Source organism: Sphingobium sp. B2 (assembly GCF_007693735.1).
Classification (GTDB): Bacteria; Pseudomonadota; Alphaproteobacteria; order Sphingomonadales; family Sphingomonadaceae; genus Sphingobium; species Sphingobium xenophagum.
Genome location: NZ_VDBZ01000004.1, coordinates 159883 through 182846, shown reverse-complemented (window position 1 = coordinate 182846; position 22964 = coordinate 159883). Strand labels below are relative to the sequence as shown.

The 22964-nt window shown below is 58.4% G+C and carries 19 protein-coding genes and 8 pseudogenes; 9 read left to right on the top strand and 18 right to left on the bottom strand.

Going from position 1 to position 22964, the window contains the following annotated elements:
• The first annotated feature begins 2 nt into the window (after positions 1–2).
• From FE851_RS21790 to maiA, 3 genes are read left to right on the top strand one after another with little or no spacing between them, the layout of a single operon-like run.
• Positions 3–524, top strand: coding sequence for a fumarylacetoacetate hydrolase family protein (locus FE851_RS21790; RefSeq protein ID WP_145206744.1), 522 nt, complete (start codon positions 3–5; stop codon positions 522–524).
• A gap of 54 nt (positions 525–578) precedes the next feature.
• Positions 579–1904 (top strand): MFS transporter, encoded by a 1326-nt coding sequence (locus FE851_RS21785; RefSeq protein WP_019054270.1) that lies wholly within the window; start codon positions 579–581, stop codon positions 1902–1904.
• A 12-nt stretch (positions 1905–1916) separates the two neighbouring features.
• Positions 1917–2543, top strand: coding sequence for a maleylacetoacetate isomerase (maiA, locus tag FE851_RS21780; protein ID WP_019054271.1), 627 nt, complete (start codon positions 1917–1919; stop codon positions 2541–2543).
• 121 nt (positions 2544–2664) lie between these two features.
• Here maiA and gstA read toward each other — a convergent pair whose 3' ends face one another.
• From gstA to FE851_RS26350, 8 genes and pseudogenes are all read right to left on the bottom strand, one after another.
• The gene (gene gstA / locus FE851_RS21775; protein WP_026437506.1) at positions 2665–3270 is read right to left on the bottom strand and encodes a glutathione transferase GstA; all 606 of its coding nucleotides are present in this window, start codon (positions 3268–3270) and stop codon (positions 2665–2667) included.
• 58 nt (positions 3271–3328) lie between these two features.
• On the bottom strand, positions 3329–3982 hold the full coding sequence (locus FE851_RS21770) for a 2-hydroxychromene-2-carboxylate isomerase (protein ID WP_217998759.1): 654 nt from the start codon (positions 3980–3982) through the stop codon (positions 3329–3331).
• Positions 3983–4111: 129 nt separating this feature from the next.
• Positions 4112–5149 carry a dihydrodipicolinate synthase family protein gene (locus FE851_RS21765; RefSeq protein ID WP_145206743.1) on the bottom strand — a complete coding sequence of 346 codons (1038 nt, stop codon included), beginning with the start codon at positions 5147–5149 and terminating at the stop codon, positions 4112–4114.
• A 57-nt stretch (positions 5150–5206) separates the two neighbouring features.
• Complete coding sequence (locus FE851_RS21760) at positions 5207–5845, bottom strand: OmpW/AlkL family protein (protein ID WP_186378963.1); 639 nt, start codon at positions 5843–5845, stop codon at positions 5207–5209.
• A gap of 68 nt (positions 5846–5913) precedes the next feature.
• Positions 5914–6822, bottom strand: coding sequence for a 1,2-dihydroxynaphthalene dioxygenase (gene nahC / locus FE851_RS21755; protein ID WP_145206742.1), 909 nt, complete (start codon positions 6820–6822; stop codon positions 5914–5916).
• 25 nt (positions 6823–6847) lie between these two features.
• On the bottom strand, positions 6848–8299 hold the full coding sequence (locus FE851_RS21750) for an aldehyde dehydrogenase (RefSeq protein WP_145206741.1): 1452 nt from the start codon (positions 8297–8299) through the stop codon (positions 6848–6850).
• A 117-nt stretch (positions 8300–8416) separates the two neighbouring features.
• Positions 8417–9181: an IS6-like element IS6100 family transposase gene (locus FE851_RS21745; protein WP_001389365.1), complete on the bottom strand. Its 765-nt coding sequence runs from the start codon at positions 9179–9181 to the stop codon at positions 8417–8419.
• 60 nt (positions 9182–9241) lie between these two features.
• Positions 9242–9502 (bottom strand): annotated as a pseudogene (locus FE851_RS26350) (benzoate 1,2-dioxygenase large subunit); the annotation flags it as partial.
• 301 nt (positions 9503–9803) lie between these two features.
• Here FE851_RS26350 and bphC point away from each other — a divergent pair.
• The 4 genes and pseudogenes from bphC to FE851_RS21710 all read left to right on the top strand — a co-directional run bounded on the left by bphC (position 9804) and on the right by FE851_RS21710 (position 12894).
• Positions 9804–10704, top strand: a pseudogene (gene bphC, locus FE851_RS21730) (biphenyl-2,3-diol 1,2-dioxygenase).
• A 53-nt stretch (positions 10705–10757) separates the two neighbouring features.
• A complete protein-coding gene (locus FE851_RS21725) occupies positions 10758–11084 on the top strand; it encodes a non-heme iron oxygenase ferredoxin subunit (RefSeq protein WP_043152418.1) in 327 nt (108 codons plus the stop codon).
• Between the two features lies 1 nt (position 11085).
• A complete protein-coding gene (locus FE851_RS21720; RefSeq protein ID WP_145206739.1) occupies positions 11086–11481 on the top strand; it encodes an aromatic-ring-hydroxylating dioxygenase subunit beta in 396 nt (131 codons plus the stop codon).
• A gap of 52 nt (positions 11482–11533) precedes the next feature.
• Positions 11534–12894, top strand: a protein-coding gene (locus FE851_RS21710; RefSeq protein WP_145206737.1) for an IS3 family transposase whose coding sequence is annotated in 2 segments (ribosomal slippage) — positions 11534–11878 and positions 11881–12894 — 1359 coding nt in all. Because the reading frame shifts where the segments join, the coding sequence is not laid out codon by codon here.
• 74 nt (positions 12895–12968) lie between these two features.
• On the opposite strand, the pseudogene FE851_RS21705 reads toward FE851_RS21710, so the two are convergent.
• Positions 12969–13337: pseudogene (locus FE851_RS21705) on the bottom strand (transposase); the annotation flags it as partial.
• A 121-nt stretch (positions 13338–13458) separates the two neighbouring features.
• Positions 13459–14445, bottom strand: a complete 987-nt coding sequence (locus tag FE851_RS21700; RefSeq protein ID WP_026149928.1) for a trans-o-hydroxybenzylidenepyruvate hydratase-aldolase — start codon at positions 14443–14445, stop codon at positions 13459–13461.
• Between the two features lie 165 nt (positions 14446–14610).
• On the opposite strand from FE851_RS21700, the gene FE851_RS21695 reads away from it, so the two are divergent.
• Positions 14611–15201, top strand: a complete 591-nt coding sequence (locus tag FE851_RS21695; protein ID WP_145206736.1) for an SDR family NAD(P)-dependent oxidoreductase — start codon at positions 14611–14613, stop codon at positions 15199–15201.
• Here FE851_RS21695 and FE851_RS26990 read toward each other — a convergent pair.
• Positions 15174–15323 (bottom strand): annotated as a pseudogene (locus tag FE851_RS26990) (IS630 family transposase); the annotation flags it as partial. The gene FE851_RS21695 and the pseudogene FE851_RS26990 overlap by 28 nt on opposite strands.
• 297 nt (positions 15324–15620) lie before the next feature.
• On the opposite strand from FE851_RS26990, the gene FE851_RS21685 reads away from it, so the two are divergent.
• Positions 15621–15800 (top strand): SDR family oxidoreductase, encoded by a 180-nt coding sequence (locus tag FE851_RS21685; protein WP_026149929.1) that lies wholly within the window; start codon positions 15621–15623, stop codon positions 15798–15800.
• Positions 15801–15820: 20 nt separating this feature from the next.
• Here the strand turns inward: FE851_RS21685 and FE851_RS21680 are convergent, their stop codons facing one another.
• From FE851_RS21680 to FE851_RS21650, 7 genes and pseudogenes are all read right to left on the bottom strand, one after another.
• Positions 15821–17050, bottom strand: a complete 1230-nt coding sequence (locus FE851_RS21680) for an NAD(P)/FAD-dependent oxidoreductase (RefSeq protein ID WP_019054263.1) — start codon at positions 17048–17050, stop codon at positions 15821–15823.
• A gap of 328 nt (positions 17051–17378) precedes the next feature.
• Positions 17379–17669, bottom strand: coding sequence for a Tn3 family transposase (locus FE851_RS27375; RefSeq protein ID WP_409994519.1), 291 nt, complete (start codon positions 17667–17669; stop codon positions 17379–17381).
• Between the two features lie 995 nt (positions 17670–18664).
• Positions 18665–19123: pseudogene (locus FE851_RS27370) on the bottom strand (DUF4158 domain-containing protein); the annotation flags it as partial.
• Positions 19124–19245: 122 nt separating this feature from the next.
• Positions 19246–19431, bottom strand: a pseudogene (locus FE851_RS26985) (IS21 family transposase); the annotation flags it as partial.
• A gap of 257 nt (positions 19432–19688) precedes the next feature.
• A pseudogene (locus FE851_RS21660) lies at positions 19689–20207 on the bottom strand (IS630 family transposase); the annotation flags it as partial.
• 84 nt (positions 20208–20291) lie between these two features.
• Positions 20292–21491, bottom strand: coding sequence for an IS256 family transposase (locus FE851_RS21655; RefSeq protein WP_145206734.1), 1200 nt, complete (start codon positions 21489–21491; stop codon positions 20292–20294).
• 505 nt (positions 21492–21996) lie between these two features.
• Positions 21997–22659: pseudogene (locus FE851_RS21650) on the bottom strand (IS110 family transposase); the annotation flags it as partial.
• Positions 22660–22964 lie beyond the last annotated feature (305 nt).

Here is a 22964-nt window from a genome sequence, read left to right as displayed (position 1 = left end):
ATGTGTATAAGAGACAGACCATTGCCTATCCGAGTGCGACGTCCGACTTTCATTATGAAGCGGAGCTGGTGGTTGCGGTGGGGCAGGCCGGCAGGGACATCCCGGTCGAAAAGCCGCTCGACCATGTCTACGGCTATGCAACCGGCCTCGATATGACCCGCCGCGATCTCCAGCTGGCCGCCCGCGCGCAGGGCCGCCCCTGGGATACCGGCAAGAACGTAGAGCAATCCTCGCCACTGGGCCTCATCCACCCCGTGTCCGAGGTGGGTCATCTCGACAAGGGGGCAATCCGCCTCACCGTGAACGGTGAAGTGAAGCAGGATGCGGATCTGACCGAACTGATCTGGCCCGTCGCCGACGTCATCGCGTTCCTCAGCACGCTCTATCGTATCGAGCCGGGCGATCTCATCTACACTGGCACGCCCGCTGGCGTTGGAGCTGTGGTCGAGGGCGACGTGGTGACCGTCACGATCGAGGGTCTCGAACCCACCGAAGTCACCATCGGCCCAAAAGCCGCCGACTGATTTTTCATCAGCCCAGAAGGCGGCGCTAAGACTGCTAATCCGAGGAGGGTAGTTATGGCAGTTCTAACAGCGGAGGCCGGATCGGCCTCCGCGATCGATGCCGCATGCTTTGGTCCCTATCAGTTCAGGATCGCTGCGCTATGTGCACTTATCGCAAGCCTCGACGGCTTTGACACGCAGGCGATAGCCTATGTCGCGCCGACAATCGCCGAAGCATGGAAGCTCGACAAGGCCGCTTTTGGCCCCATTTTCGGTGTCGGGCTGCTCGGCCTGACGATCGGCGCGTTCCTTCTCAGTCCCGTCGCCGACAGGATCGGTCGCAAACTGGTCATCATTTTGTGCACGGCGATATTCGCGCTCTTCGCCCTCCTTACCGCTGGCGCAACGAGCATGGATCAGCTGCTGCTCTATCGTCTCCTGACCGGCATCGGGCTGGGAGGGGCGATGCCCAATCTTATCGCCATAACCAGCGAATATGCGCCTGCCCGCCTCAAGGCGACTCTGGTGACGGTGATGTTCTGCGGATTTCCGCTGGGCTCGACGATCGGAGGCATTGTCAGCGCACCGCTTATCGCGCGTTTCGGATGGGAAGCGGTGTTCCTTCTAGGTGGCATCCTGCCGCTGCTACTCATCCCGCTCCTTTGGATCGCCCTACCCGAGTCGGCGCGTTTCCTGGCCGCTAGACCCGACCCCGAAAGGCGGCTCACCCCCATTTTGAAGCGGATCGATCCTTCGATCATCCCCGCGCATTTCATCGAAGAGGTGCGAAGCGAGGCAGGCGGAGGCCCGATCGGCAAGTTCCCAGTCGCAGAACTTTTCCGCGGCGGTCGCGCGCAGACCACGGCGCTGCTCTGGATCGCCTTCTTCATGAACCTTCTCGTCATGTATTTTCTGGTCAACTGGTTGCCCTCTCTCCTGCGCAGTCTCGGGCTATCATTGGAGATCGCCATCGCATCGACGGCTATCCTCAATCTGGGAGGCGTGTTTGGCGCGATCGTCCTGGGACGGTTGATCGACAAGCGGGAGCCGGCCATCGTGTTGGGGCTGGCCTACCTGGCCTCGGCGGCATTCATCTTCATCATCTCCCATGCAGGGGCAAATGTTGTTCTCCTGCTGGCTGGCGCCGCCGCGGCAGGGTTCGGAATTGTCGGCGGGCAGATCGGACTCAATGCGGTCGCGGCGTCTGTATATCCCAACGCCATTCGCTCGACTGGTGTCGGTTGGGCCCTGGGCGTCGGTCGCATCGGGTCGATCCTGGGCCCGGTGGCTGGTGGCGCCCTTCTGGGCCTGGGCTGGTCGAGCCAGCACCTGCTCCTCATTGCCATCGTGCCAGCGCTGCTCGCGTCCGCCGCCGTCTTCCTCCTGCGCAAAGTCAGATAGAAAGGACTTGCCTTGCTCCTCCATGGATATTTTCGTTCGACCGCGTCCTACCGGGTCCGCATCGCACTCAACCTCAAAGGCGTCAGCTACGAGGACGCCTTCCATCATCTGCGTCGCGGCGAACAGAATGCGCCAGAGTATCTCAAGCTCAATCCGCAAGGGCTGCTTCCGACGTTGGAGATAGGCGATGCCGTGCTGACCCAGTCGCTAGCCATTTGCGAGTATCTAGAGGACAAATATCCAGAACCCGCGATTCTTCCTGCCGATCTGATGGAGCGGGCGCATGTTCGGGCATTCGCCCAAGTGATCGCCTGCGACATCCATCCGGTGCAGAACCTCAAGATCCTGGCTCGACTGCGAGCGCTGGGTATCGCTGATGATGATGTCAACGCCTGGGCACGTACGGCCATCGAAGAGGGCCTTGCCGCGTGCGACGCGCTGATTGCCGGCACCGACACACCGTTTTGCTTCGGCCAGGCTCCCTCGCTCGCGGACATCTGCCTCGTTCCCCAGCTCGTAAACGCGCGCCGCTTCGGCGTCGACCTTAAGTGGGAGCGGCTTCTCGCCATCGAAGCGCGGTGCCTTGCGCTGGAGAGTTTCGCCAAGGCTTCACCCGACCGGCAGCCCGACGCCGAATAGGCTTACCCCTCCGGAGCGGCGAAGAAGAGCATCAGCTGCCGCCGCTCTGGTCATCTTCAGGAGAGGATAGAAGATGTCGAAGCGTGCTTCCGCGCGTGCCATTCACGCAGGTCTAAAAAAATCAGATCAAACCTTCAGCCGACAATGTGGCCCGGACTGCTGGACGTTCAGCCACGCGGTTGAGGTAGCCTTGCAGGCCGGGCCAAGGCGAAAGGTCCACATTCACGTAAGCCCCCCAGCCAAGCACAGTAAACAAGTAGGCGTCCACCACGGAAAAGTCGTTCCCCATGGCCCAAACCTTGTCACCGAGCATCTGCTCGGTATGGGCAAGACGGCTTTCCAATTGGGCCTTGATGACTGGCTTGGCATCCTGTGGAAACACCGGGCTGAACAGCGCTCCGAAGCTTTTATGCAATTCGGTGGAGATGAAATTCAGCCATTCCATCAGTCGGTAACGCTCCAGCGAGCCAGCTGCCGGTGCCAGGCATTTTTCTGGCACACGGTCAGCGAGGTATTGAACGATGGCCGGCCCTTCGGTGAGCACCTGCCCATCATCCATTTGCAAAGCGGGGACACTGCCCACGGGATTGACGGTCTTGTAATCAACACCAGTCTCAGTCACCTTGGTGCCGAGATCAACCTTTTCTAGCTGAAAGTCAAATCCACCTTCACGAAGGATGATGTGAGGCGACAATGAACATGCGCCGGGGCTGTAATAAAGCTTCATGAGACTCCTTAAAATCAAGGCGTGGTTGAAAAATCAGAAAAATCGATGCACTGAGAATTTATGGTTGCGTTTCCTTTTGCAACCTGCTCTCAAGCATGAAAAGGCGGTCATTTCCCCACCACATTTGATCATCCCAAAACACGGTGGGAACCCCGAAAACCTTTCGGTCAATGGCCGCCTGCGTCTCTTCGTCGTATGCCTTGGCGGCATTTTCGCTGTTCAAAAAATCTTCAAATTCACCGAGATCCCAGTTTAGCTTGTCGCATACCTCAGCCAGCAAGCTATCAGCATCCAGTGCCCACCCTTTCCCCCAAGCCGAATCGAAAACAAGGCGAACATATTCAGCGGCTCGCTCCCTGGCTGCCGGGTAATACAGTCCGGCATTCACCCGGCGGCTGTTGAAGTTAGGGGGGAAAACCAACGGAATCCTATAGAGATCGGCCCATCGCTGCAAATCCACCTTTAAGTAGTCAAGCTTGACCTTGAGATCCCGATTGGACGGCCCGATGTTGCCAATGGCCGTCTTTGCTCGCGCCAAATCAATGGCGTGATACTGGATGGGGAATCCATAACGCCCCGCTAGCACCGACAAACGGTGGTTTGCCAGGTACGAAAAGGGGCTCAAAAAATCGAAATAAAAATCAACCATCATGCTCAGGCTCTCCCAAAAAAAGACGGCAGAAATGTGGAGCTGCTTCAGGGCAAGCGCCACATCCCGCGCTCTTGGCGCTTTTACGGCGTACTCGCATATTTGATACTCGCCGATTCCTCCAATCCAGAGGACGCCCAGATCAGCCAGCTTTGCTGATCGGAGATATCTGACTCAGGACCTGGCCTCGCCTCACTTCTTTTTCGAGCCGGTTGCCGTTTTGGTTTTCTTCAATTCCTCGGCGTACTTGGTATGCAGTGCGGCCCAGGCGTTGCCTGATTTTCGAGCACCTGCAAGGTATTCATCTGGTACCAGCGTATAGGGTGGCCGGCACGGCCCCGCTTTGAGCCAACCCGCCTCGTCCATTCGTGCTTTTTCGAGACCAATGTTGTATTTCGAGAATTCCGAGAAATCGCCGCGTGGAAACAGTGTGGCGTCGGCAGCGCGCATGTCATCTGAAATGGCCTTGGCCTTGGTCCAGTCACCGGTCGTCTTGGCCTGTGTCACCGCATCACGAAGCATGAGGGCAGTCGCTGGACCGCACATGGAGCCGCTGGACCAGAAGGCGGTCATGCGCTCAGGATTGATTCGGGCCGCAGCGTAATAGTCATCCTCATGCGGAAGGAAGCGAATATTTGGAGCCAATTTCAGATCCAAGTCCAGCATTCCGATGCCCAAGTACTTGGCTGTAACAACTTGCGGGATTTTGGACATTTCGGCCCAAAACGGGCGAGGAAAATCAAATTTGAAAGCCTCCGGGTTGGCATAAACAGCGATGGCAGCATCTGGCACCGCTTCCGCCACATCGCGATAAAACTGCACGGCGGTGGGCAGATCCATCTTCACCCACATCGGCCCGCCGAGCATGGTTCCTTGGGCACCAATGTCCATCACTTCGCGGGTCTGGCGTATAACTTCACGGGTATTCAAGGCCGTTGTGCCGCAGAAGTAGGGCACTCGACCGCGCGCGGTTTCCACGACCGTTGAAACAAAATCCCGCTTCTCCTCCCACGTCAGCGTCGCGCATTCGCCAAAGGTGCCGTGGCTCAGAATGCCATTGACGCCGGCCGCAATCAACTCCTCGACAATCCGGGCCGTCTCGTCGAGATCGACCGTGTGCGTGCTGCGCCAGTCCGAGGCATCCGGCGTGGACGGGGTCGGCATGATGACCCATGCGCCTTGAATATCCGCGGCAGTCAGGCGCACCGCTTTGTTCGTCTTTCTTGTCATTAAAATTTCCCTTGAAAATGGTGATGCAAACAGAATTTGGGAATCAATGTGGACCGATCAGAATCTCCGGCCAATCGCAATCGAGGTTAGCAGCGGATTCAACGTTACGCGGGCTGTAGCAACTTGAGACCCAAGAAACCCCGATGCATCTGTTTTCAGATAAAGTTTTCGGATATCAAAGCTGACGAACCAGTCGCGGTTGATGTTCGCTTCTGCACCGATGTGGAGCACAGGTGCCCACGCATGATCTGCATCGAATGAGGTCAGATTGGCATCTTTGCTTTTCAGAATTCGGGTGTAGTTGATCCCCGCCCCCACGTACGGGCGAATCAATCCCATCTGCGGCAGGTTGTAGGTCGCCGACAAAACCGCAGGAGCATATTGAACACGACCGAGCAAAATCGGAGGCAGCGTGCCTGCGCCTGTCACTTTTGTGGTGGGTGGAATGCCAAAAATTAATCGCGCGTTCCAGTTATCGTTAATGATGTAGCCGAAGTCAAATGTCAAAGCGTTGTTGTCACTAGCGTCAGCGCTTCCACCCGGAACCCTTGTTCCGTCAATCGAAACTTTGGCGCTCGCATCGAAGGCTACGTTGGTGGCGCCGATGCGATATGACCAACGGGAATCCTCGGCATATGCGGTGCTGAGCATCAGCATCCCAAGTCCTGCGAGGGAAATGGCTTCTTTGATAATCATTGTCTCCTTTTGTTATATGGAACAGAATGGGAAAAACAGATGCGATCGATTTCGCATCTTTTGCATGGCTAGCTCAGTTTGACGTCCAATCCATAACCGGTGGCCTCGATGGCGTGACCGAAAATGTCGCCGACGTAATATTCCGATTCAGCAATGGCGGGGGCGCCTCGCCACCCAGGTTCGATCAGCCAGCCGGAAGGTGTTGCCCCGTAGAACGTCAGCGCCTTATCGTTGGAATGGATGCCCAATTGCAAGGCAATGTCAATCTTTTCCTTCGTGAAAAGCTGGTGTGTGCAACCCAAATCTTCGATATGAGTGTATTCAATCATCAGATGATTGAGGCGCTTGGCCGCAGGCATTGAACCGAAAGCGATGGAATGATCGCGAGCATTGCAATGCATGAACGTCAACTCAGCCGTCATGCCGTTGGGCAAAGGAAGGCGGTACTCGACATCTCCACGGAAGCCCAGCAGGCTGTAGAACTTGCGCGCCGCTTCAACATCATTCTGACGCACGATGCAGTGGCCTAGGCCCTGATCGCCGGTTAGAAATTTTCCGTGCAAGGGACGACCGGGGTGGAAGGGATTGTTCAGGTCAATCCGAGGTCCCCAGAAAATCTCGGTCGGGTTGCCCCCCGGATCTTCTGTCTTCATCAGGCCCAGTACCATCCGTTCTTGTGCTTCGGCTTTGTCGCACACGCGGACTTTGTAGCCTGCGTCCACGAGCTTTTGACCCAATGCCTCGAATTCCGGTTGACCGGCGACACGCCAGCCCAGGTATTCAAGGTCATCTTGACCGTTGTGATGAACCACGATCCGATGGTGCCAATTGTCCATTCGCAGATAGAAGCGATCCTTGTCACCCTCATCGAGGACTTGAAGTCCCAGCATGTTTGCGGCAAAGGATTTCCACGCTGCAGGATCCTTGACCGAAATGCCCATGTACCCCAATTCAATGACTGCTGCCGGCTTGTTCATGGTTTAACTCCTTTGTTGCTTCGGCTTAGAAGGGATACTGCTGCTCGAATGGTTCAATGGTCAGCCACTTGAGTTCCGTGAACTCGTCGATCACCGCGCGTCCGTCGAAGCGACCATAACCGGTGGCCTTTGTGCCGCCATAAGGCGCCTGCGCCTCGGTCTGTACGGTGGACCCGTTGATATGGACCGAGCCGTATTCGATCGCCATGCCCACGCGCAGGGCCCGGTTCACGTCCCGGCCAAACACGCCCGATGACAGGCCATATGCACTGTCGTTGGCAATACGGATGGCATCGGCTTCGCCCTTGCAACGAACAACCACAGTGATGGGACCAAAGGTTTCCTCATCGTAGATCTGCATGTCGGCTGTCACGTGGTCCAGGATCGTGGCGGGCATGACCGCACCCTCGGCCATACCACCGCACACGACCTTGGCACCCTTGTCGATGGCATCTTTCAACAGGCCATTGATCCGGTCCCCCGAGTTGGACGACACCATCGGACCAATGACGCAGTCCCCGGTCACGCACGGATCGCCTGCACTCAACTTCTTGGTTTTCTCGACGAACTTCGCGACAAATTCGTCCGCGATCTTCTCGTCGACCACCAGGCGTTCGGTGGACATGCAGATCTGGCCTTGGAACAGGAAACTGCCAAACACCGCTGCCTTGACCGCCGCGTCGATGTCCGCGTCGTCCAGAACGATCAGCGGGGACTTGCCACCCAACTCCAGCAAGCAGCGCTTGAGATGTTGGGCCGCTTTCTGGGCGATGATGCGCCCCACGCGAGTGGAGCCCGTAAAGTTGATGCGACGAATCTCTTTAGACGAAATCAGCGCATCGGCGATATCGGGCGAGCGGTCCGGGGACGAGTTCAGATAATTGAGCACGCCAGCGGGCAGGCCGGCCTCCTGTACGCACTTCGCGATCAACGCGTGCGTGCCGGGGCTGAACTCGGAGCCTTTGAACACCACGGTATTGCCGCAGACCAACGGATACGCGATGGCCCGCGCCGCGAGCACTGCGGTGCCGTTCCATGGCGCGATACTCAAGATGGGGCCGACCGGCTGACGCAGCGTCATCGACAGGGTGTCAGGCTTGTCCGTCGGAATGGTTTCGCCTTGAATTTGGGTGGCTAGTGAGGCGGCTTCCCGGAATACATTGGCCGACAGGTGCACGTTGAACCCCGCCCACAGCGCGGAGGCTCCCACTTCCTTGGCCATCACTTCGATGAACTCGGGCGTTTTGCTCTCCATGACGTCTGCCACCTTCAAAAGAAGGCGCCGCCGCTCCGAGGGTCCGACGGCCTTCCAGGACTTGAACGCCTCTTGAGCGGCTCGAGCCGCATTGACCGCATCGTCCACCGTGGCGTTCGCGCATTGGGTCACGACCTCGCCACTGACAGGGTGCTTGCGATCAAAGTATTTTTTGTCACCTGAATCGATCCAGGCGTCGTTGATAAACAATTTCGTCTTCATGGGGTGTCTCCTGAGAACGGGGTTGATAAATTTGCTTCAGTTAAAAATTCACTTGCGGCCGCGGGCTCTGTTGCAAAGATTGGCGGCAGTCAGAGGTAGGCTGTCGCTCTGCGCCGATCAGGCGGCTGCTGCGAAATGGTGGTTGAGCATGCCCATGGCCTCCGTCAGCGCCGAGGGCCCAATGCCAAAAGCTCTCTCCACAAGGCGCACCTCGCCCCTGATGCCGGGCTGCAGGCACCAGGGGCGAGCCTGTCCTTTGCGCAGGGCTCGCATGACTTCGAATCCCTTGATCGTGGCATAGGCCGTGGGGATCGATTTGAAACCGCGCACCGGCTTGATCAGTATCTTGAGCTTTCCGTGATCGGCCTCGATCACGTTATTGAGATACTTCACCTGCCGGTGGGCCGTCTCCCGGTCCAGCTTTCCTTCGCGCTTCAATTCGGTGATCGCTGCACCATAGCTCGGCGCTTTGTCGGTATTGAGCGTGGCAGGCTTTTCCCAGTGCTTCAGGCCTCGCAGGGCCTTGCCCAGGAACCGCTTCGCTGCCTTGGCGCTGCGGGTCGGCGACAGGTAGAAATCGATCGTGTCGCCCCGCTTGTCGACTGCCCGGTACAGGTAGGTCCACTTGCCCCGCACCTTGACGTAGGTTTCATCCAGGCGCCAGCTCGGATCAAAGCCACGCCGCCAGAACCAGCGCAGCCGCTTCTCCATCTCCGGGGCGTAGCACTGGACCCAGCGATAGATCGTCGTATGGTCGACCGAAATGCCGCGTTCCGCCAGCATTTCCTCAAGGTCGCGATAGCTGATCGGATAGCGACAATACCAGCGCACCGCCCACAGGATCACATCACCCTGGAAATGGCGCCACTTGAAATCCGTCATCGTTCCGTCCGTCCAATCTCCGCCAAGCATGCTCAAGCTTCACGATTTTTGCAACAGAGCCGTTATAATGACAGGCACTCTGCCAATTTTGGTTGTGATAAAATCGTTGGGCTTAGCGACCTGACTTTCATGCGAAACGAACACCCAGTTGCGTTCGAAGACATACTTAAGCTCAAGCTCGAAAATCTCGGGGTCGGTAAAAGCTGCACGATCTACTTTATAGACGCCGCGCGTTTCATCCTTGGCCAACCAGGATTGGAGCCGTCCCCGCAGGACCTGCAGGTTGGCGATACGCCCAACCAGTCGTTCTTTCGCGTTCATTACCTGTCTCTCCCGCATCGTCCTTTTGACCCGACGTCGCTTCTGCGATCAATTGGCCCCGGCGCCATTGCAAATGCCGGTCGCTGAACAGTTACCAGTTCGCCAATCACCTGTCGGCGAATCAACCAGCCAATGCCAAGCCGCTATCCTACCGCTAAAAATTATTCAGTGCAACGTATTGCACCCAGCGAAACATTCGCCTAATAGAGTTTCCAGATTAGGTGCCGAAGCCGCATGTTTAGCGTCGTCGAGCATGCTGGACACAGCGCCAAAAAAGGCGGCAATTTTGGGAGAGCAGTCAATGTCATCGGTCAGCGAACTTGGATATCTCGGCATGTCAGTGACAGATCTCGATGCGTGGCGAGCCTACGCAGCAGAGGTTGCCGGAATGGAAGTCGTCGACGAAGGTGAGAGTGATCGCATCTATCTCCGGATGGATCTGTGGCATCATCGCATAGCACTTAATCAAAGGCGACACTGACGATCTCGCCTACATGGGCTGGCGGCTTGGTGATCCGACCGAGTTCGAGGCAATGGTTGAAAAGCTGACCAACGCCGGGATAGCAGTGACTGTGGCGAGCCATGCCGAAGCCCGCGAGCGCCGCGTGCTCGGCCTGGCCAAGTTGACCGATCCCGGTGGAAACCCCACCGAAATCTTCTACGGCCCGCAAGTGGATGCCCACAAGCCTTTCCATCCCGGACGCCCCATGTTCGGCAAATTCGTCACCGGGTCGGAGGGGATCGGTCACTGCATCCTGCGCCAAGACGATGTCGAAGCCGCAGCCGCGTTTTACCGCCTGTTGGGGCTGCGCGGATCGGTTGAATACCAGTTGCATCTGCCCAACGGCATGGTGGCCATGCCGTACTTCATGCATTGCAATGAACGGCAGCACTCGGTCGCCTTCGGCCTCGGCCCGATGGAAAAGCGCATTAACCATCTGATGTTTGAATATACCGAACTGGACGACCTCGGGCTCGCCCACGACATCGTGCGCGAGCGTCAGATTGATGTCGCGCTTCAGCTCGGCAAGCATGCCAACGATTTGGCCCTCACCTTCTACTGCGCCAACCCTTCTGGCTGGCTGTGGGAATTTGGTTGGGGTGCTCGTAAGGCGCCTGCCCAGCAGGAATTCTACACCCGCGACATTTTCGGTCACGGCAATGAGGCCCAGGGGTACGGCATGGATGTTCCTCTCCAGTAAGCCGCCTCCAGACTGGCTGCTATATCAAATACATCAAAGGATTACGAAGCACGATGACAAGTAAGGTACGTCTTTGCCCGGTTGCTGACGTCAAGGATGGCGAACCGGTCGGAGTGTTTCTGGAGCAACTGCCCGCGCTGGCTGTCTACAACGTCGATGGTGATATCTTCGTCACCGACAACATGTGCACCCATGGAAACGCAATGCTGACTGATGGGTACCAAGATGGCGGCATCATCGAATGCCCATTTCATGGTGGATCGTTCGATATCGCCACTGGGGCGGCGAAGGCCTTTCCTTGCCAGGTTGCGATCAAGACTTACCCCGTCAGGATCGAAGACGGGTGGGTCTGCATCGATCAACTGGAAGGAGTGGCCTGAGATGGATCCGAACATTTCCGAGCGCCTTCGCTTGCAGTATCTTGCAACCGAAATCAACGCCATCCATGCCGAGTGGATAGATGATGATCGACTTGAGGAATGGCCAGAGCTGTTCGCGGACGACTGCATTTACAAGGTTATCGCGCGCGAGAACCATGACCGCAATCTGACCGTCTCGGCGATATTCTGCGATAGCAAAGGCATGCTGGTCGACCGCATCGTATCCTTGCGCAAAGCAAATATCTTTCCGGTGCACAGCTATCGTCATATTCTGGGGCCTACTCGCATCGTGTCAGAACACGAATTAAAGATCACGGCTCAAACAAATTACACCGTATTCATGACTCGAGCGGACGGTCGTACGTGTCCGGCGTCAGCGCCAATGGCACAGATTTGAGGTTGTGAATTAAGGAGGATTTGGGCTTCGTCGTAGTGACGAAGGAACGAAGATGAAGCCCAAATCCTCCTTGAAAAAATCGGTGAAGGCTCCTGCGGAGCAGGTGGTGAAGGACATCCGGCGGGCGACACGCCGGCACTTCTCTGCCGAGGATAAAATCCGGATCGTGCTTGAAGGCCTGCGCGGCGATGACAGCATTGCTGAACTGTGCCGCAAGGAAGGGATCGCCCAGAGCCTGTACTACACCTGGTCGAAGGAGTTCATGGAAGCGGGCAAGCGCCGGCTCGCCGGCGATACCGCCCGTGCCGCAACCACCGGCGAGGTCCAGGATCTGCGCCGGGAAGCCCGTGCGCTGAAGGAATGCGTGGCCGACCTGACCCTCGAGAACCGCCTGCTTAAAAAAAGCATGATCGCGGATGGGGGCGACGACGAATGAGATACCCTGCATCCGAGAAGCTGGAGATCATCCGGATCGTCGAACAGTCGCACCTCCCGGCCTGGCGCACGCTGGAGCAGTTGGGCATCCCGCGCCGGACCTTCTATCGCTGGTACGACCGCTATCTCGAAGGCGGCCCGGAGGCGTTGGAGGATCGGCCATCGGCCCCGCGCCGGGTGTGGAACCGCATCGGCGACGATATCCAGCAGCAGATCATCGACATGGCGCTGGATACAACCGATCTGTCGCCCCGCGAACTGGCGGTGCGCTTCACCGACGAGAAGCGCTACTTCGTGTCGGAGGCCACGGTTTATCGCCTGCTCAAGGCCCATGATCTGATTACCAGCCCGGCCTTCGTCGTGATCAGGGCAGCCGATGCGTTCCACACCAAGACGACGCGGCCGAACGAAATGTGGCAGACCGACTTCACCTACTTCAAGATCATTGGCTGGGGCTGGGTCTATCTGTCGACCGTGCTCGACGACTTCTCGCGCTACATCATCGCCTGGAAGCTGTGCACCAACATGCGAGCCGAGGATGTCACCGACACGCTGGACCTCGCGCTCGAGGCCTCGGGTTGCGACAGCGCAACGGTGCTGCACAAGCCTCGGCTGCTGTCGGATAATGGCCCGAGCTACATCGCGGGTGAACTGGCGGAATATATCGAGGCCCGGAAAATGAGCCATGTGCGCGGCGCTCCGATGCATCCCCAGACCCAGGGCAAGATCGAGCGCTGGCATCAGACCCTCAAGAATCGCATCCTGCTCGAAAATTACTTCCTGCCCGGTGACCTTGAGGCCCAGATCGAAGCCTTCGTCGAGCATTATAACCACCGACGTTACCACGAGAGCCTGAACAACGTGACGCCCGCCGACGCCTACTTCGGCAGGGCCGATGCCATCATCAAACAGCGCGAAAGGATCAAACGGAAGACCATCGAACATCGCCGCTTGCTCCACCGCAAGATCGCCGCTTAATATCAACCCCAGGACGAGGCCCGCACTCCGCTAATTTACGCCGCGAGTTGTGCCAAATGTTCTGACGACGGACACACAAGCATGAGCGCCGCCTGCTGGTCGGCACTCTTCGTCGGCACGAACCGCATCGTCGGGCGGCTCATTGCCTCGCACAGGGCTTAAGCATCCGCTGCATCGTTCTTGCCGCGCTTGACGTATGGTTTCACCAGTTGCGGCGCGATCAACTTTACCTCGTGGCCAAAAGAACCAAGAAGACGCGCCCAGTAATGCGCGCTGCCACAAGCCTCAATGGCGACAACGGTCGGCGGCAACTCCTCGAAGAACTCGACCATTTTCCGTCGCGTCAGCCTCTTGCGCAGGATCGGCCTGTCTGCCGCATCAACGCCATGCAGCTGAAAAACGTTCTTTGACGTGTCCATGCCTATGCGGGTAATCTGTTCCATGGCCGGCTCCCTCGAATGAGTCCTCTAACAAACTCACTCTGGCACATCGCGATGCCGTTGGGAGCCGTCCAACCCAACACCTCAGTCCGTCACTCGCTTTCTCCCAATTTTCGCGCTTATCTCATTTTTCGGCTGCGAGCGCCTTGCCAAGTTCGGCCCACATTCTGCCCGAAAGGCGCGCGCCCTCGAGGTAGGGTTCGGGGCAAAGATGGTAGGGCGGGCGGACCGGACCGGCGTTCATCCAGCCGCCTGCGTTCATGCGCGCCTTTTCGAGCGCGATGTTGTAGGTCGAGAATTCCTTGAAGCTGCCGTTAGGGAACAGCGGCGCTGCCGTTGGGCCGAGTCGGCCCATAAATGCCCGCGCCGCGCTCCAATCACCGGTAGCGCGCGCTTGCGACACAAGGTCGCGCAATGTCGTGGTCACCAGCGGGTCACACACGGCACCGCTCGACCAAAAGGCGTCGATCGATTCGTCCATACGAGCTGCGCCGTAGTAGTCGAAGTCGATCGGCAGCAGCTTGATCCGTCCCCGAATGGCTGCAAGGTCCGGCAGCAAGTGAGCGACGCCAATGTATTTCGCCGTGACGACTTGGGGAATCTCCGCCACCTGAGCCCAGAACGAGCGTGGAAAATCGAACTTGAAGGCTTCGGGATTGGCATAGATGGCAATGTTCATCTCAGGCACGGCTTCAGCTAAATCCTTGTAGAACTGCACCGCAACATCAACGCTTGGCGCGCACCACATCGGAACTCCCAGCATCGTGCCATCGGCACCAATATCAAGCGCTTGACGTGTCAACGCGATAGTGTCGCGCGTGTTGAGGCAGGTGGTGCCAACGAAAATCGGCACTCGGCCGGCTGCTGCATCGACCAGCGCCTTTATGAAATCGAGCTTTTCGTCGTGGGTCATGGTCGCCGCTTCGCCAAGCGTCCCCATACTGAGAATTCCGTTGATCCCTGCATCGATCAGGCCATTAACCACACGCGCTGTCTCATCGAGGTCAACTGTCTTTGTCGCGCGCCAATCCGAGGCATCATCCTTCGCCGGAGTGGGAATAATCGCCCAGGCACCTTTGACGTCGTCTGGTTTCATGAGTGTACGGGCCATTTCGTTTCTCTCCTCAAATCCGGTCCGGTGATCGCCGCTGCAGCGCCTAATCATTTGACATTGCGCAACGCATTTCCGTTCTCGATATAGATCGTGAATATAGGAAAGGCAACCTCCCAGCCTTGCGTTTCGTTGCAGGAATGTGAATAAAGGAGGAGCAACATCATGACTTCTGCCAAGCCGTTCGACAACCAGATCGCGGTTGTGACCGCTGGCGCTCAAGGCATCGGGCTAGCCCCAGCCAGGCGTATGGCTGAGGAAGGCGCCATCGTGATCATTGCCGACCGAGCGGCTGACGCTACGCAGGCTACGGTCGATCGCCTGCGGGACAATGGCTGCGATGTTCATGCCGCCATCTTCGACCTCGAGAAATGCGAGGGAGCGACCGAACTGTACCGGCCGGTTGCAGATCAATTCGGCCAAATCGACGTGGCGGTCCACAATGTCTGTGGTACGATCTGGGCTAAGCCCTATTGGGATTCTACCCCCGACGAGATTTGTGCCGAAATCAACCGCTCGGTGTGGCCGACACTTTGGTGCCGCCATGCGGTGTTGCCGTACATGCTCGCGGCCGGGCGCGGTTCAGTCGTAAATATCGGTTCAGTGGCCACGCGCGGCGTGAACAAGACTCCCTATCCCGCCGCCAAGGACGGAGTCGCTGCTTTGACCGCCGCTTTGTCGCTGAACTGGAAACCAGCGGTGTCCGAATTAGCGGTTTGTGATCTGACGGTAGCGTATCCGGGATGTCGCAAGTAGTTTTTGCATTGGTGTGGCGGGAAGTCGTCGAGGAGGGAGCCGACCCGGTTCCATAACCCTTCCCGTGTGCGCTCACCGGCCTTTCGCAGCAGATGCTTGAGCTTGGCGAAGACCATCTCGATCGTGTGCTCATGATAACTCTCCAGTGCAGATTCCTGTTGAGCTGTTTTGGAAGTCGACGAGCCAGATGCGCTGGGATGGTCGAGGAACAGCGTATGTTCGGCACCGATCTGATCGGGAGCCTGGCCCATGTACCACGCGCAGCGCTGCCGCGATGGGGCCTTCCAGGCTGACCGCTGCCTCTGCGGTTCTAGTGCCTGTGCATCGTCGCGCCGCTTGGCTGCCCATCGTGCAACGGTGTTCCGGCTCTGAGGCACTAAATGAACCTGTGACGGGTCACCCCACGCGATCCCGAACCCATGAGCGATGCGTTCAAGGCGGGTTTTGCAGGAGTGATGGAGCAGACCTTGCGCGACACCCCTATGCTCCGCTTCGGCGAACCCGATGAACTGGCCGCTGCAATTTGTTTTTTCGCCTCTCAGGAGGCCTCCTACCTCACCGGGCAGACACTCTTCGTCGCGGGCGGCGGGATCGGATAAGGCCCCCCGCCGCCGACGCGCTATCGAGCAGACTGCATAAGCAATTCGCGCAGAGACACGTCTGCATCCGCAAGCCGGTCGGCGCTCGCCTTCGTCCTCCGTTCGACCAACCGCTTGCCAATGCCCATATCGGGCGCGCGGTTGACAGTCAGCAGGCCATCAATTGTATTGCCGGACAAAAACAAAGCGACGAAAGCGTTGCTTTCGATATCGCCGCGAAGGACGACCTCGGCCTGTGCCGGAATTTGCCCGCAGAACTGGATGTTCAAATCGAACTGGTCGCTCCAGTACCACATGGGCTTGCAGTAATCGACTTCGTGACCAAGCATCGCCGAGGCCGCCGCTTGGGCCTGGTCGGAAGCGTTCTGATAGGTTTCCTGCCGGAAGCGACCGCCAAAAAAACCGTCCTGCTCGGCGACGTCACCGGCGGCAAATATCGCCTTATTGCTGGTCTGGCATCGACGGTCGACGACGATCCCATTGTTTACAGTCAACCCGGCATCGACCGCGAGCGAGGTGGCAGGAATGATCCCCACCCCAACGACGACGGCATCACAAGGGATGACGGTGCCGTCGTCGATCTCGACTGCGGATACGCGGCCGTCCGCGAACTTGAAACCCGTTACGCCCCGGTTGAAATGGGTCTTGACCCCGCGCTTGCGGTGCTCCTCGCCCAGCCACTGACCGAAACGTTTGCCCAGTGCCCGTTCCATCGGACCCGCCAACGGTTCTACCGCAGTTACTTCGCAGCCAAGCTTGATCGCGCTAGCAGCCACTTCGGCTCCGATCACGCCCATGCCAACGATCACCACCCGTGCGCCTTGACGAAGGTCGAGGGCCATCCTGGCGGCATCGTCCCGGGTGCGCAGATAATGTACGTTGACGCAATCGGCTCCGGCCAGATTGAGCTTGCGGGCGTGCCCTCCAGTCGCCAGCAGAACCTTGTCGGCAGCGACCAATTGGCCACCCGAGAGGCGCACGCCGCCCGCATTCAAATCAATCGCTTCGGCACGGGTGCTGAGCAGCATGTCGATCCGGTTGTCGGAGTACCAGTTTTCATCCTGCAGGAAAAAGTTGTCCGACATTTCGGCTGGATTCCACAGGAACTCCTTGGACAGCGGCGGGCGCTCATAGGGCCTCCAGGGCTCTTCACCGATCAGAGTGATCCGACCGTCGAACCCTACTTGCCGCAGCGCTTCCGCCGCTCGCCCACCCGCTAGATTGGCGCCTACAATCGCTACCGAACGCACCCGATATCTCCCAGTTTCACGGCTTCACTCTCCCCCTGCCCTTTATGCACAGAAGGAAGTCTCTTTGCATATTATGCAAGTCATTGCAACAAAATCAAAAGCAAGGCTAGCTGTGACGACGCATCTTCGCAACCCTGAAAGCGAATTGCAGATGCGTCAGCCCCAATTCTCTGACCGCTTGTGCAACGTTACCGCCGACAGCTTCAACTGAACCACGAACGATCGCATCTTCTATCGTCGAGAGTGTTTCGCCGTTCTGGCGAAGCAAGCCGACTTGCTGGTCAATCCGAAACGACTCTTCTGACTCGGCTCCGCGCCGACCACACAGCTATCCTGCGGCAGAACCATACACCTGGGGAGAAGCTGTTCGTCGATTATGCCGGGGAAAGATCGGGATCGTGGTCGACCGGCTGACTGGCGAGATCCGTGATGCCCATATCTTCGTGGCAGTGCTCGGTGCATCCAGGACCCGCTGCAGCATCCGCGTGTTCACATAGACCAGGCAATTCTGCAGCAAATGGAGCGCCAGCACTGACAACTCCTGATCCTCCCGGCGGTTGGTGGCGATCTCACCGCCCTTGCCGAAGAAGATAACAGTCTGCGCGGCGTGTTTCGAAATCCCGTGGCAAATCGTCGTCAGGATTACGGTAGCGGTCCGCGCCCACCACCAAGATTTCCTTGCAGCGCAGACGCTCGCGTAACGCGGTCAGTACGCAGATCTCATAGTTGATGCGGTTGATCCGCGGACGCCCGTCGTCGTCCTTTTCCCCGACCAGGTCGCGCCATTTGGAGGGGCACGACACCGTCCAGCGGCACGCCGTCCTCAGGCCGGAGGACGCGCCGGCTGCCACTCGTCCGGCGCAGCCAGTCGACCGCATCGAGCACCAGGCGATGCACCAGGTTATTCGAACGGAATTCCAACACACCCAATACCGCCGGAAGCATGCGCCGATAATGACGCAGATACGAGACGCGCAGCACCCGGTGAACGCGCCGCTCGAAACCGTCCGACGCCTTATGCTCTCGCACGATCGCCGCCAGCACATCGGCGCCGCCCGCTGCCGGAAACACGACATCGCACACCATGCCTTCGGGCTGAAGACAGGCCGCCTCGGCAATCCGGACCAGCAGTCCCTCTTTGCCGTGAACCCGCTCGACTTCGGTCACGAACGCCTTGAGCACCCGGTTGCGAGCCCGGCTGCCGATCGTGTGGACAATTTCGATCAGCAGGTCGATCAGCCCGTCTGTGAGTTCGCGTTCCCGGTGCGCCAGGAAAAGCCCGAACAGCGCGTAGCGTCGGCCATCAGGGTGCCGGCGCATCGTCCAGGCGGTCTCGTTGATCGCTCTGCGGCGAAGAATCCGCGCAATGGGATCTCGCAAATCCGGCAAAGCCTCCAAGGGCAACACATGCTGCTTCACAAAGGCAAGCCTGCGTGCCGCTATCAGTATGTTGTCAATATTGGGCTGCCCGGGATCCGCTTTCAGTCCCGAAAAACCTGTGACGCCTTCCTCATCGGCGAGCGAAGCATCAAGCCGTTCCCCGTGCTCGGACGATACAAACGAGGCAATCTTCTCCAGCACCTGATCCTCGAACCCGCGACGGGCCGTGGTGATCAGCGCCGTCAACGCTTCTTCCTCAGGCGCCGCAATCCGGTGCGCGACGAACCAGCCAAGAAGACGGTCCATCATCCCGGAAGCGGGCAAGCCCAACTGGCAAAGCTCGGAGCCAGTCCACGCAGCAGCTGCCTGCATGTCTTGTCGGCGCGCCCGGCGAAATCCCAAATGGTCGAGAATATCGGCACGATGCCGTCGCCCCGATCGGCCGAGCCAGTCATAGCCCTCAAGCTCTGCAGGCGATGCTCCGATCTGCTCGGCAAGATACGTAACCACGGTATCCGGAAACTCGCCGGCATCGCGACCAAAGCGTCCCGTCATACGGTACAGGAGCAGCTGCGCGGCAAAGCCGAGCTGGGTCGCCGCAGACTTTGCGTTCAAAAGCGCGAAGTCTTCGAAGACCAAACTCCAGCGTCCGGCCAGATCCTCGTCCGTCTCCGATATACTCACCACCGACATTGTCGTCTCCGGCCCGCCTGCTCACAACATTCGAATATCCGAACGCAACAGTCAACCGCGCGGATCGTTTCCGATCCGTTCCCCAAGTTGGCCGTTTTTCGACCTATGAGGTCACTGGGCCTAACCGGCAACTTCATGGCCCAGCTGCTATACATTTCGCAAAATCGGCTATATCGATAGCCGCTGGGATGCTCCGCAACGTACTCGTCCCACAGCACCTGCAATGTTACCTGCGTACGCTTCAATTCGCGGTGGAACTGCGCCCAGTCAGGCTCCGGACAACGGCGATGTCCCCTCTTCTTGCCTGCATCGGATCGTGTCCCACCTGATGGTGTAGGTTCGCTGGCGTAGCCTTGGCGATCTCCGGCTAAGCCGGGTTGATCATGCTGCCATGGCAGGCAACGTGATGATGGCATTATCGCTTAATCCCGAGACGCTCTCAAGTGTCATGCAGCGGGAGCGCTGGACCGCCCATTTGATGGCATGGACCACCCCCATGCAAACGATCATATTATGTGGTGCCATTAAAGTGGAGGAAGCGCGATGTCATACCAACCTGCATTGATCACGACCCACGTGCCCATTTGCGGCGTCCAATTGTCATGATGCGCCAGGGCTGATCGATCAGCCTGTTCCAGGCTTCGCAGCAAAGGTCTACGATGTTGTCGTGGGACGTGAAGATGCGGTTGGATAGCCAGTTATCGCGCATGAACTGCCAGATATTTTCGACCGGGTTGAGTTCAGGACATTTTGGCGGCAGCGGAACGATGCTGATATTATCGGGTACTTCCAGCTTCCCGGTCATGTGCCATCCGGCCTGATCCATCAGCAGCACGCCGTGGGCACCTGGTTCGATAGCGAGCGATATCTCCGCCAGGTGCAGCGACATGGTCTGGGTATTACAGAAGGGCAGGACCAAGCCAGCGCCCTTGCCAAGCTCAGGGCAGATAGCGCCGAAGATGTAGGCTGATTTGGTCCTCTGATCCTTGGGCGCTGAAGGCCGGGTGCCGCGCCTGGCCCAGCGGCGGGTGATCTTGTTTTTCTGGCCGATACGGGCCTCGTCCTGGAACCATACCTCTATGGGCGTGTCGCGCGGGAGGATCGTGCCCCACAACGTGGTGTAGGTTCGCTGGGATAGCCACAGCGACCTCCGGCTAAGCCGGGCTGATCATGCTGCCATGGCAGGCAACGTGATGATGGGATTATCGCTTAAACCTGAGACGCTCTCAAGTGTCATATAGCGGCAGCGTTGGACGGCCCATTCGTCGTTCTGTTCCAGAAGGATAGCGCCGACGAGACGGGTAATCGCCTCTTCGTTGGGGAAGATACCGACAACATCGGTGCGCCGCTTGATCTCGCCATTGAGCCGCTCGATCGGATTGTTGCTGTGCAACTTCGTGCGGTGTTGGGCTGGGAAGGTCATGTAGGCCAGCACATCCTCCTCGGCGCTGTCCATCAGAGTAGCGAGTTTTGGCACGGTAGGGCGCAATTGATCGGCGACGCTACGCCATTGGGCCTTTGCGGCCTCTGGAGTTTCCTGGGCGAAAGCGGTGGCGATGAATGCCGACACGACCCGGCGTCCACTCTTGCCGGCATGGGCCAGCGCATTGCGCATAAAATGAACCCGGCATCGCTGCCAGGTGGCGCTGAACACTTTGGCGACGGAGGCTTTTATGCCTTCATGGGAATCTGAGATCACCAGCTTCACGCCGCGCAGACCGCGACGAGCAAGGCTGCGTAGAAACTCGGTCCAGAAGACCTCCGCTTCGGAATGACCGATCGCCATGCCGAGCACTTCGCGCCGGCCATCGCTGTTAACGCCAACGGCAATGATGACCGCGACAGAGACGATGCGACCGGCTCGCCGCACTTTGATGTAGGTCGCGTCCATCCAGAGATAGGGCCAGTCGCCTTCGATCGGACGATCGAGAAAGGCCTTCACCCGCTCGTCGATCTCCACGCACAGTCGGCTGACCTGGCTCTTTGAGATCCCACTCATGCCCATGGCTTTGACCAGATCGTCCACAGAGCGGGTCGAGATCCCCTGGATATAAGCTTCCTGGATGACGGCCGTCAGTGCCTTCTCTGCCATACGGCGGGGCTCCAGAAACCCTGGAAAATATGTTCCCTTGCGCAGCTTGGGGATCCGCAGCTCGACCGTGCCTGCTCGCGTCTCCCAGTCCCGATCCCGATAGCCGTTGCGCTGCGCGAGGCGCTCAGGATCTTTCTCACCATAGGCAGCGCCGGTCGCACCGCCCACTTCCAGTTCCATCAGCCGCTGCGCGGCAAAGCCGATCATGTCGCGTAGAAAATCGCCGTCGGCTGTCTTCCCAACCAGAGCGTGCAGGTCCATCTTGTCATTGGTCATCGGAGGTCTCCGTAAGTTGAGCTTCGCAACCCAAACTTATCCGAAGTTCGCCGGTGACCACCCGCGAAACTGACCGGCCGCTACAGCGCTTTATCGATGAGCGCGCGTCCGGTCAGCTTCGCTACCCTCAAAACCTACACCACGCGCCGGGACACGACCCGCGGGAGAGCGGCTTTGATCTTTGCCAGCTGGGTTGCAAAGCCCCCTCACATGATGTTTCTCCGGTCAATGGGGTGACAAAGCATTTTAGCAGTCCGTCCAATTGCCAATGATATCCAGCTGAGCCGAGTTACGAGTACCGGCGAACACGCCTCGCCTGTACAACCTCACATCCGGTCGCCGTTCGAGACGGCAGCACCATAATCCCGCGTTCGGGGCAGGGCTCAGGAGAACGGGACCATTCTTTTGAGACGGCTGTTGCGGCCAGGGGGGCTTACGGTCCGTTCGCCTGGATCCATTGGGGCTGATCAGTGCCCCGGGGATTGGGTCACATGAAGTATGTTGATCAGGCCTTCGTCATGACGGCGCCCTCGATCACGACACCGCTCATGGCGTACTTCCAGAAGGCCACGAGCAGCTTGCGTGCCAGTGCGATGATGGCGACCTTCTTGCCGCGTCCGCCGTTGCGGCTGACGCGTTCCTGGAACCAGCGGGACAAAGCCGAGTCCGGCTGATAGCGCAGCCACAGCCATGCGGCTTGAACCATCGTCGTGCGCAAGCGTGGATTGCCAGACTTCGAGACGCCCTGCTCGCGATCGATCGAGCCGCTGCGCCATGGCGAGGGAGCAAGGCCGGCATAAGCTGCGATCTGGCGCCGGTTGTCGAAATGCCGGAACAGCCCTTCGCTGGCGAGGACATTCGCAAACTCTGGGCCTATGCCCTTGAGCATTGCGAGCATCGCCTGTGGCGAAGTCTCGGCCATGTCGTCACGCTCGGCCTCAACGCATTTGATCTGTTCGCAGAGCAACTCGAGACGGTCGAGCTCACGATTGAGCTGCGCCTTGAGATGCAAGGGCAAGGGTTTGCCGTCGACCGTCCGCAGTTCTTCCAGGCGTTCACGCCGATCCCGTCGGTTCGGCTCATAACCCCGAATGCCGACACTGAAGAGCAGGCCTTTGATCCGGTTCGTGTGAAGCGTGCGTTCCTTGACCAGCGNTCGCGCTCTTCGTCGTCCGCGCCAGTCGCCTCAAGCCCGCTGCATCAAAGTCGTCTCGCAATCCAATCGCTGCACCCATGACAATGCCCTCCAACCCGAAGACATAGATTCATAGTTTCGCCGCTTTGGGAATCCCCCACGTGTGTCAGCATCACGGACGGATGGTATGAGTTGTTACAATTGGCCTTGATCTGGCCAAAACGGTTTTCCAAGTTCACGGTGTAGATGAGGCCGGCTTAACCGTGCTTCGCCGAAAGTGAAGCGTCCCGGGTTTTNTTGGTAGCAAACCGACTCTGAGCTCCCTCAGACCGCTATCC

What these genes read in the sequence shown, in the direction of transcription:
- FE851_RS21750 (WP_145206741.1), bottom strand. Translation starts at nt 8,299, where the DNA reads ATGAAGACGAAATTGTTTATCAACGACGCCTGGATCGATTCAGGTGAC.
- FE851_RS21725 (WP_043152418.1), top strand. Translation starts at nt 10,758, where the DNA reads ATGACAAGTAAGGTACGTCTTTGCCCGGTTGCTGACGTCAAGGATGGC.
- gstA (WP_026437506.1), bottom strand. Translation starts at nt 3,270, where the DNA reads ATGAAGCTTTATTACAGCCCCGGCGCATGTTCATTGTCGCCTCACATC.
- FE851_RS21760 (WP_186378963.1), bottom strand. Translation starts at nt 5,845, where the DNA reads ATGATTATCAAAGAAGCCATTTCCCTCGCAGGACTTGGGATGCTGATG.
- FE851_RS21720 (WP_145206739.1), top strand. Translation starts at nt 11,086, where the DNA reads ATGGATCCGAACATTTCCGAGCGCCTTCGCTTGCAGTATCTTGCAACC.
- FE851_RS21685 (WP_026149929.1), top strand. Translation starts at nt 15,621, where the DNA reads ATGAGCGATGCGTTCAAGGCGGGTTTTGCAGGAGTGATGGAGCAGACC.
- FE851_RS21700 (WP_026149928.1), bottom strand. Translation starts at nt 14,445, where the DNA reads ATGGCCCGTACACTCATGAAACCAGACGACGTCAAAGGTGCCTGGGCG.
- FE851_RS21745 (WP_001389365.1), bottom strand. Translation starts at nt 9,181, where the DNA reads ATGACGGATTTCAAGTGGCGCCATTTCCAGGGTGATGTGATCCTGTGG.
- FE851_RS21765 (WP_145206743.1), bottom strand. Translation starts at nt 5,149, where the DNA reads ATGACAAGAAAGACGAACAAAGCGGTGCGCCTGACTGCCGCGGATATT.
- nahC (WP_145206742.1), bottom strand. Translation starts at nt 6,822, where the DNA reads ATGAACAAGCCGGCAGCAGTCATTGAATTGGGGTACATGGGCATTTCG.
- FE851_RS21655 (WP_145206734.1), bottom strand. Translation starts at nt 21,491, where the DNA reads ATGACCAATGACAAGATGGACCTGCACGCTCTGGTTGGGAAGACAGCC.
- FE851_RS21785 (WP_019054270.1), top strand. Translation starts at nt 579, where the DNA reads ATGGCAGTTCTAACAGCGGAGGCCGGATCGGCCTCCGCGATCGATGCC.
- FE851_RS21695 (WP_145206736.1), top strand. Translation starts at nt 14,611, where the DNA reads ATGACTTCTGCCAAGCCGTTCGACAACCAGATCGCGGTTGTGACCGCT.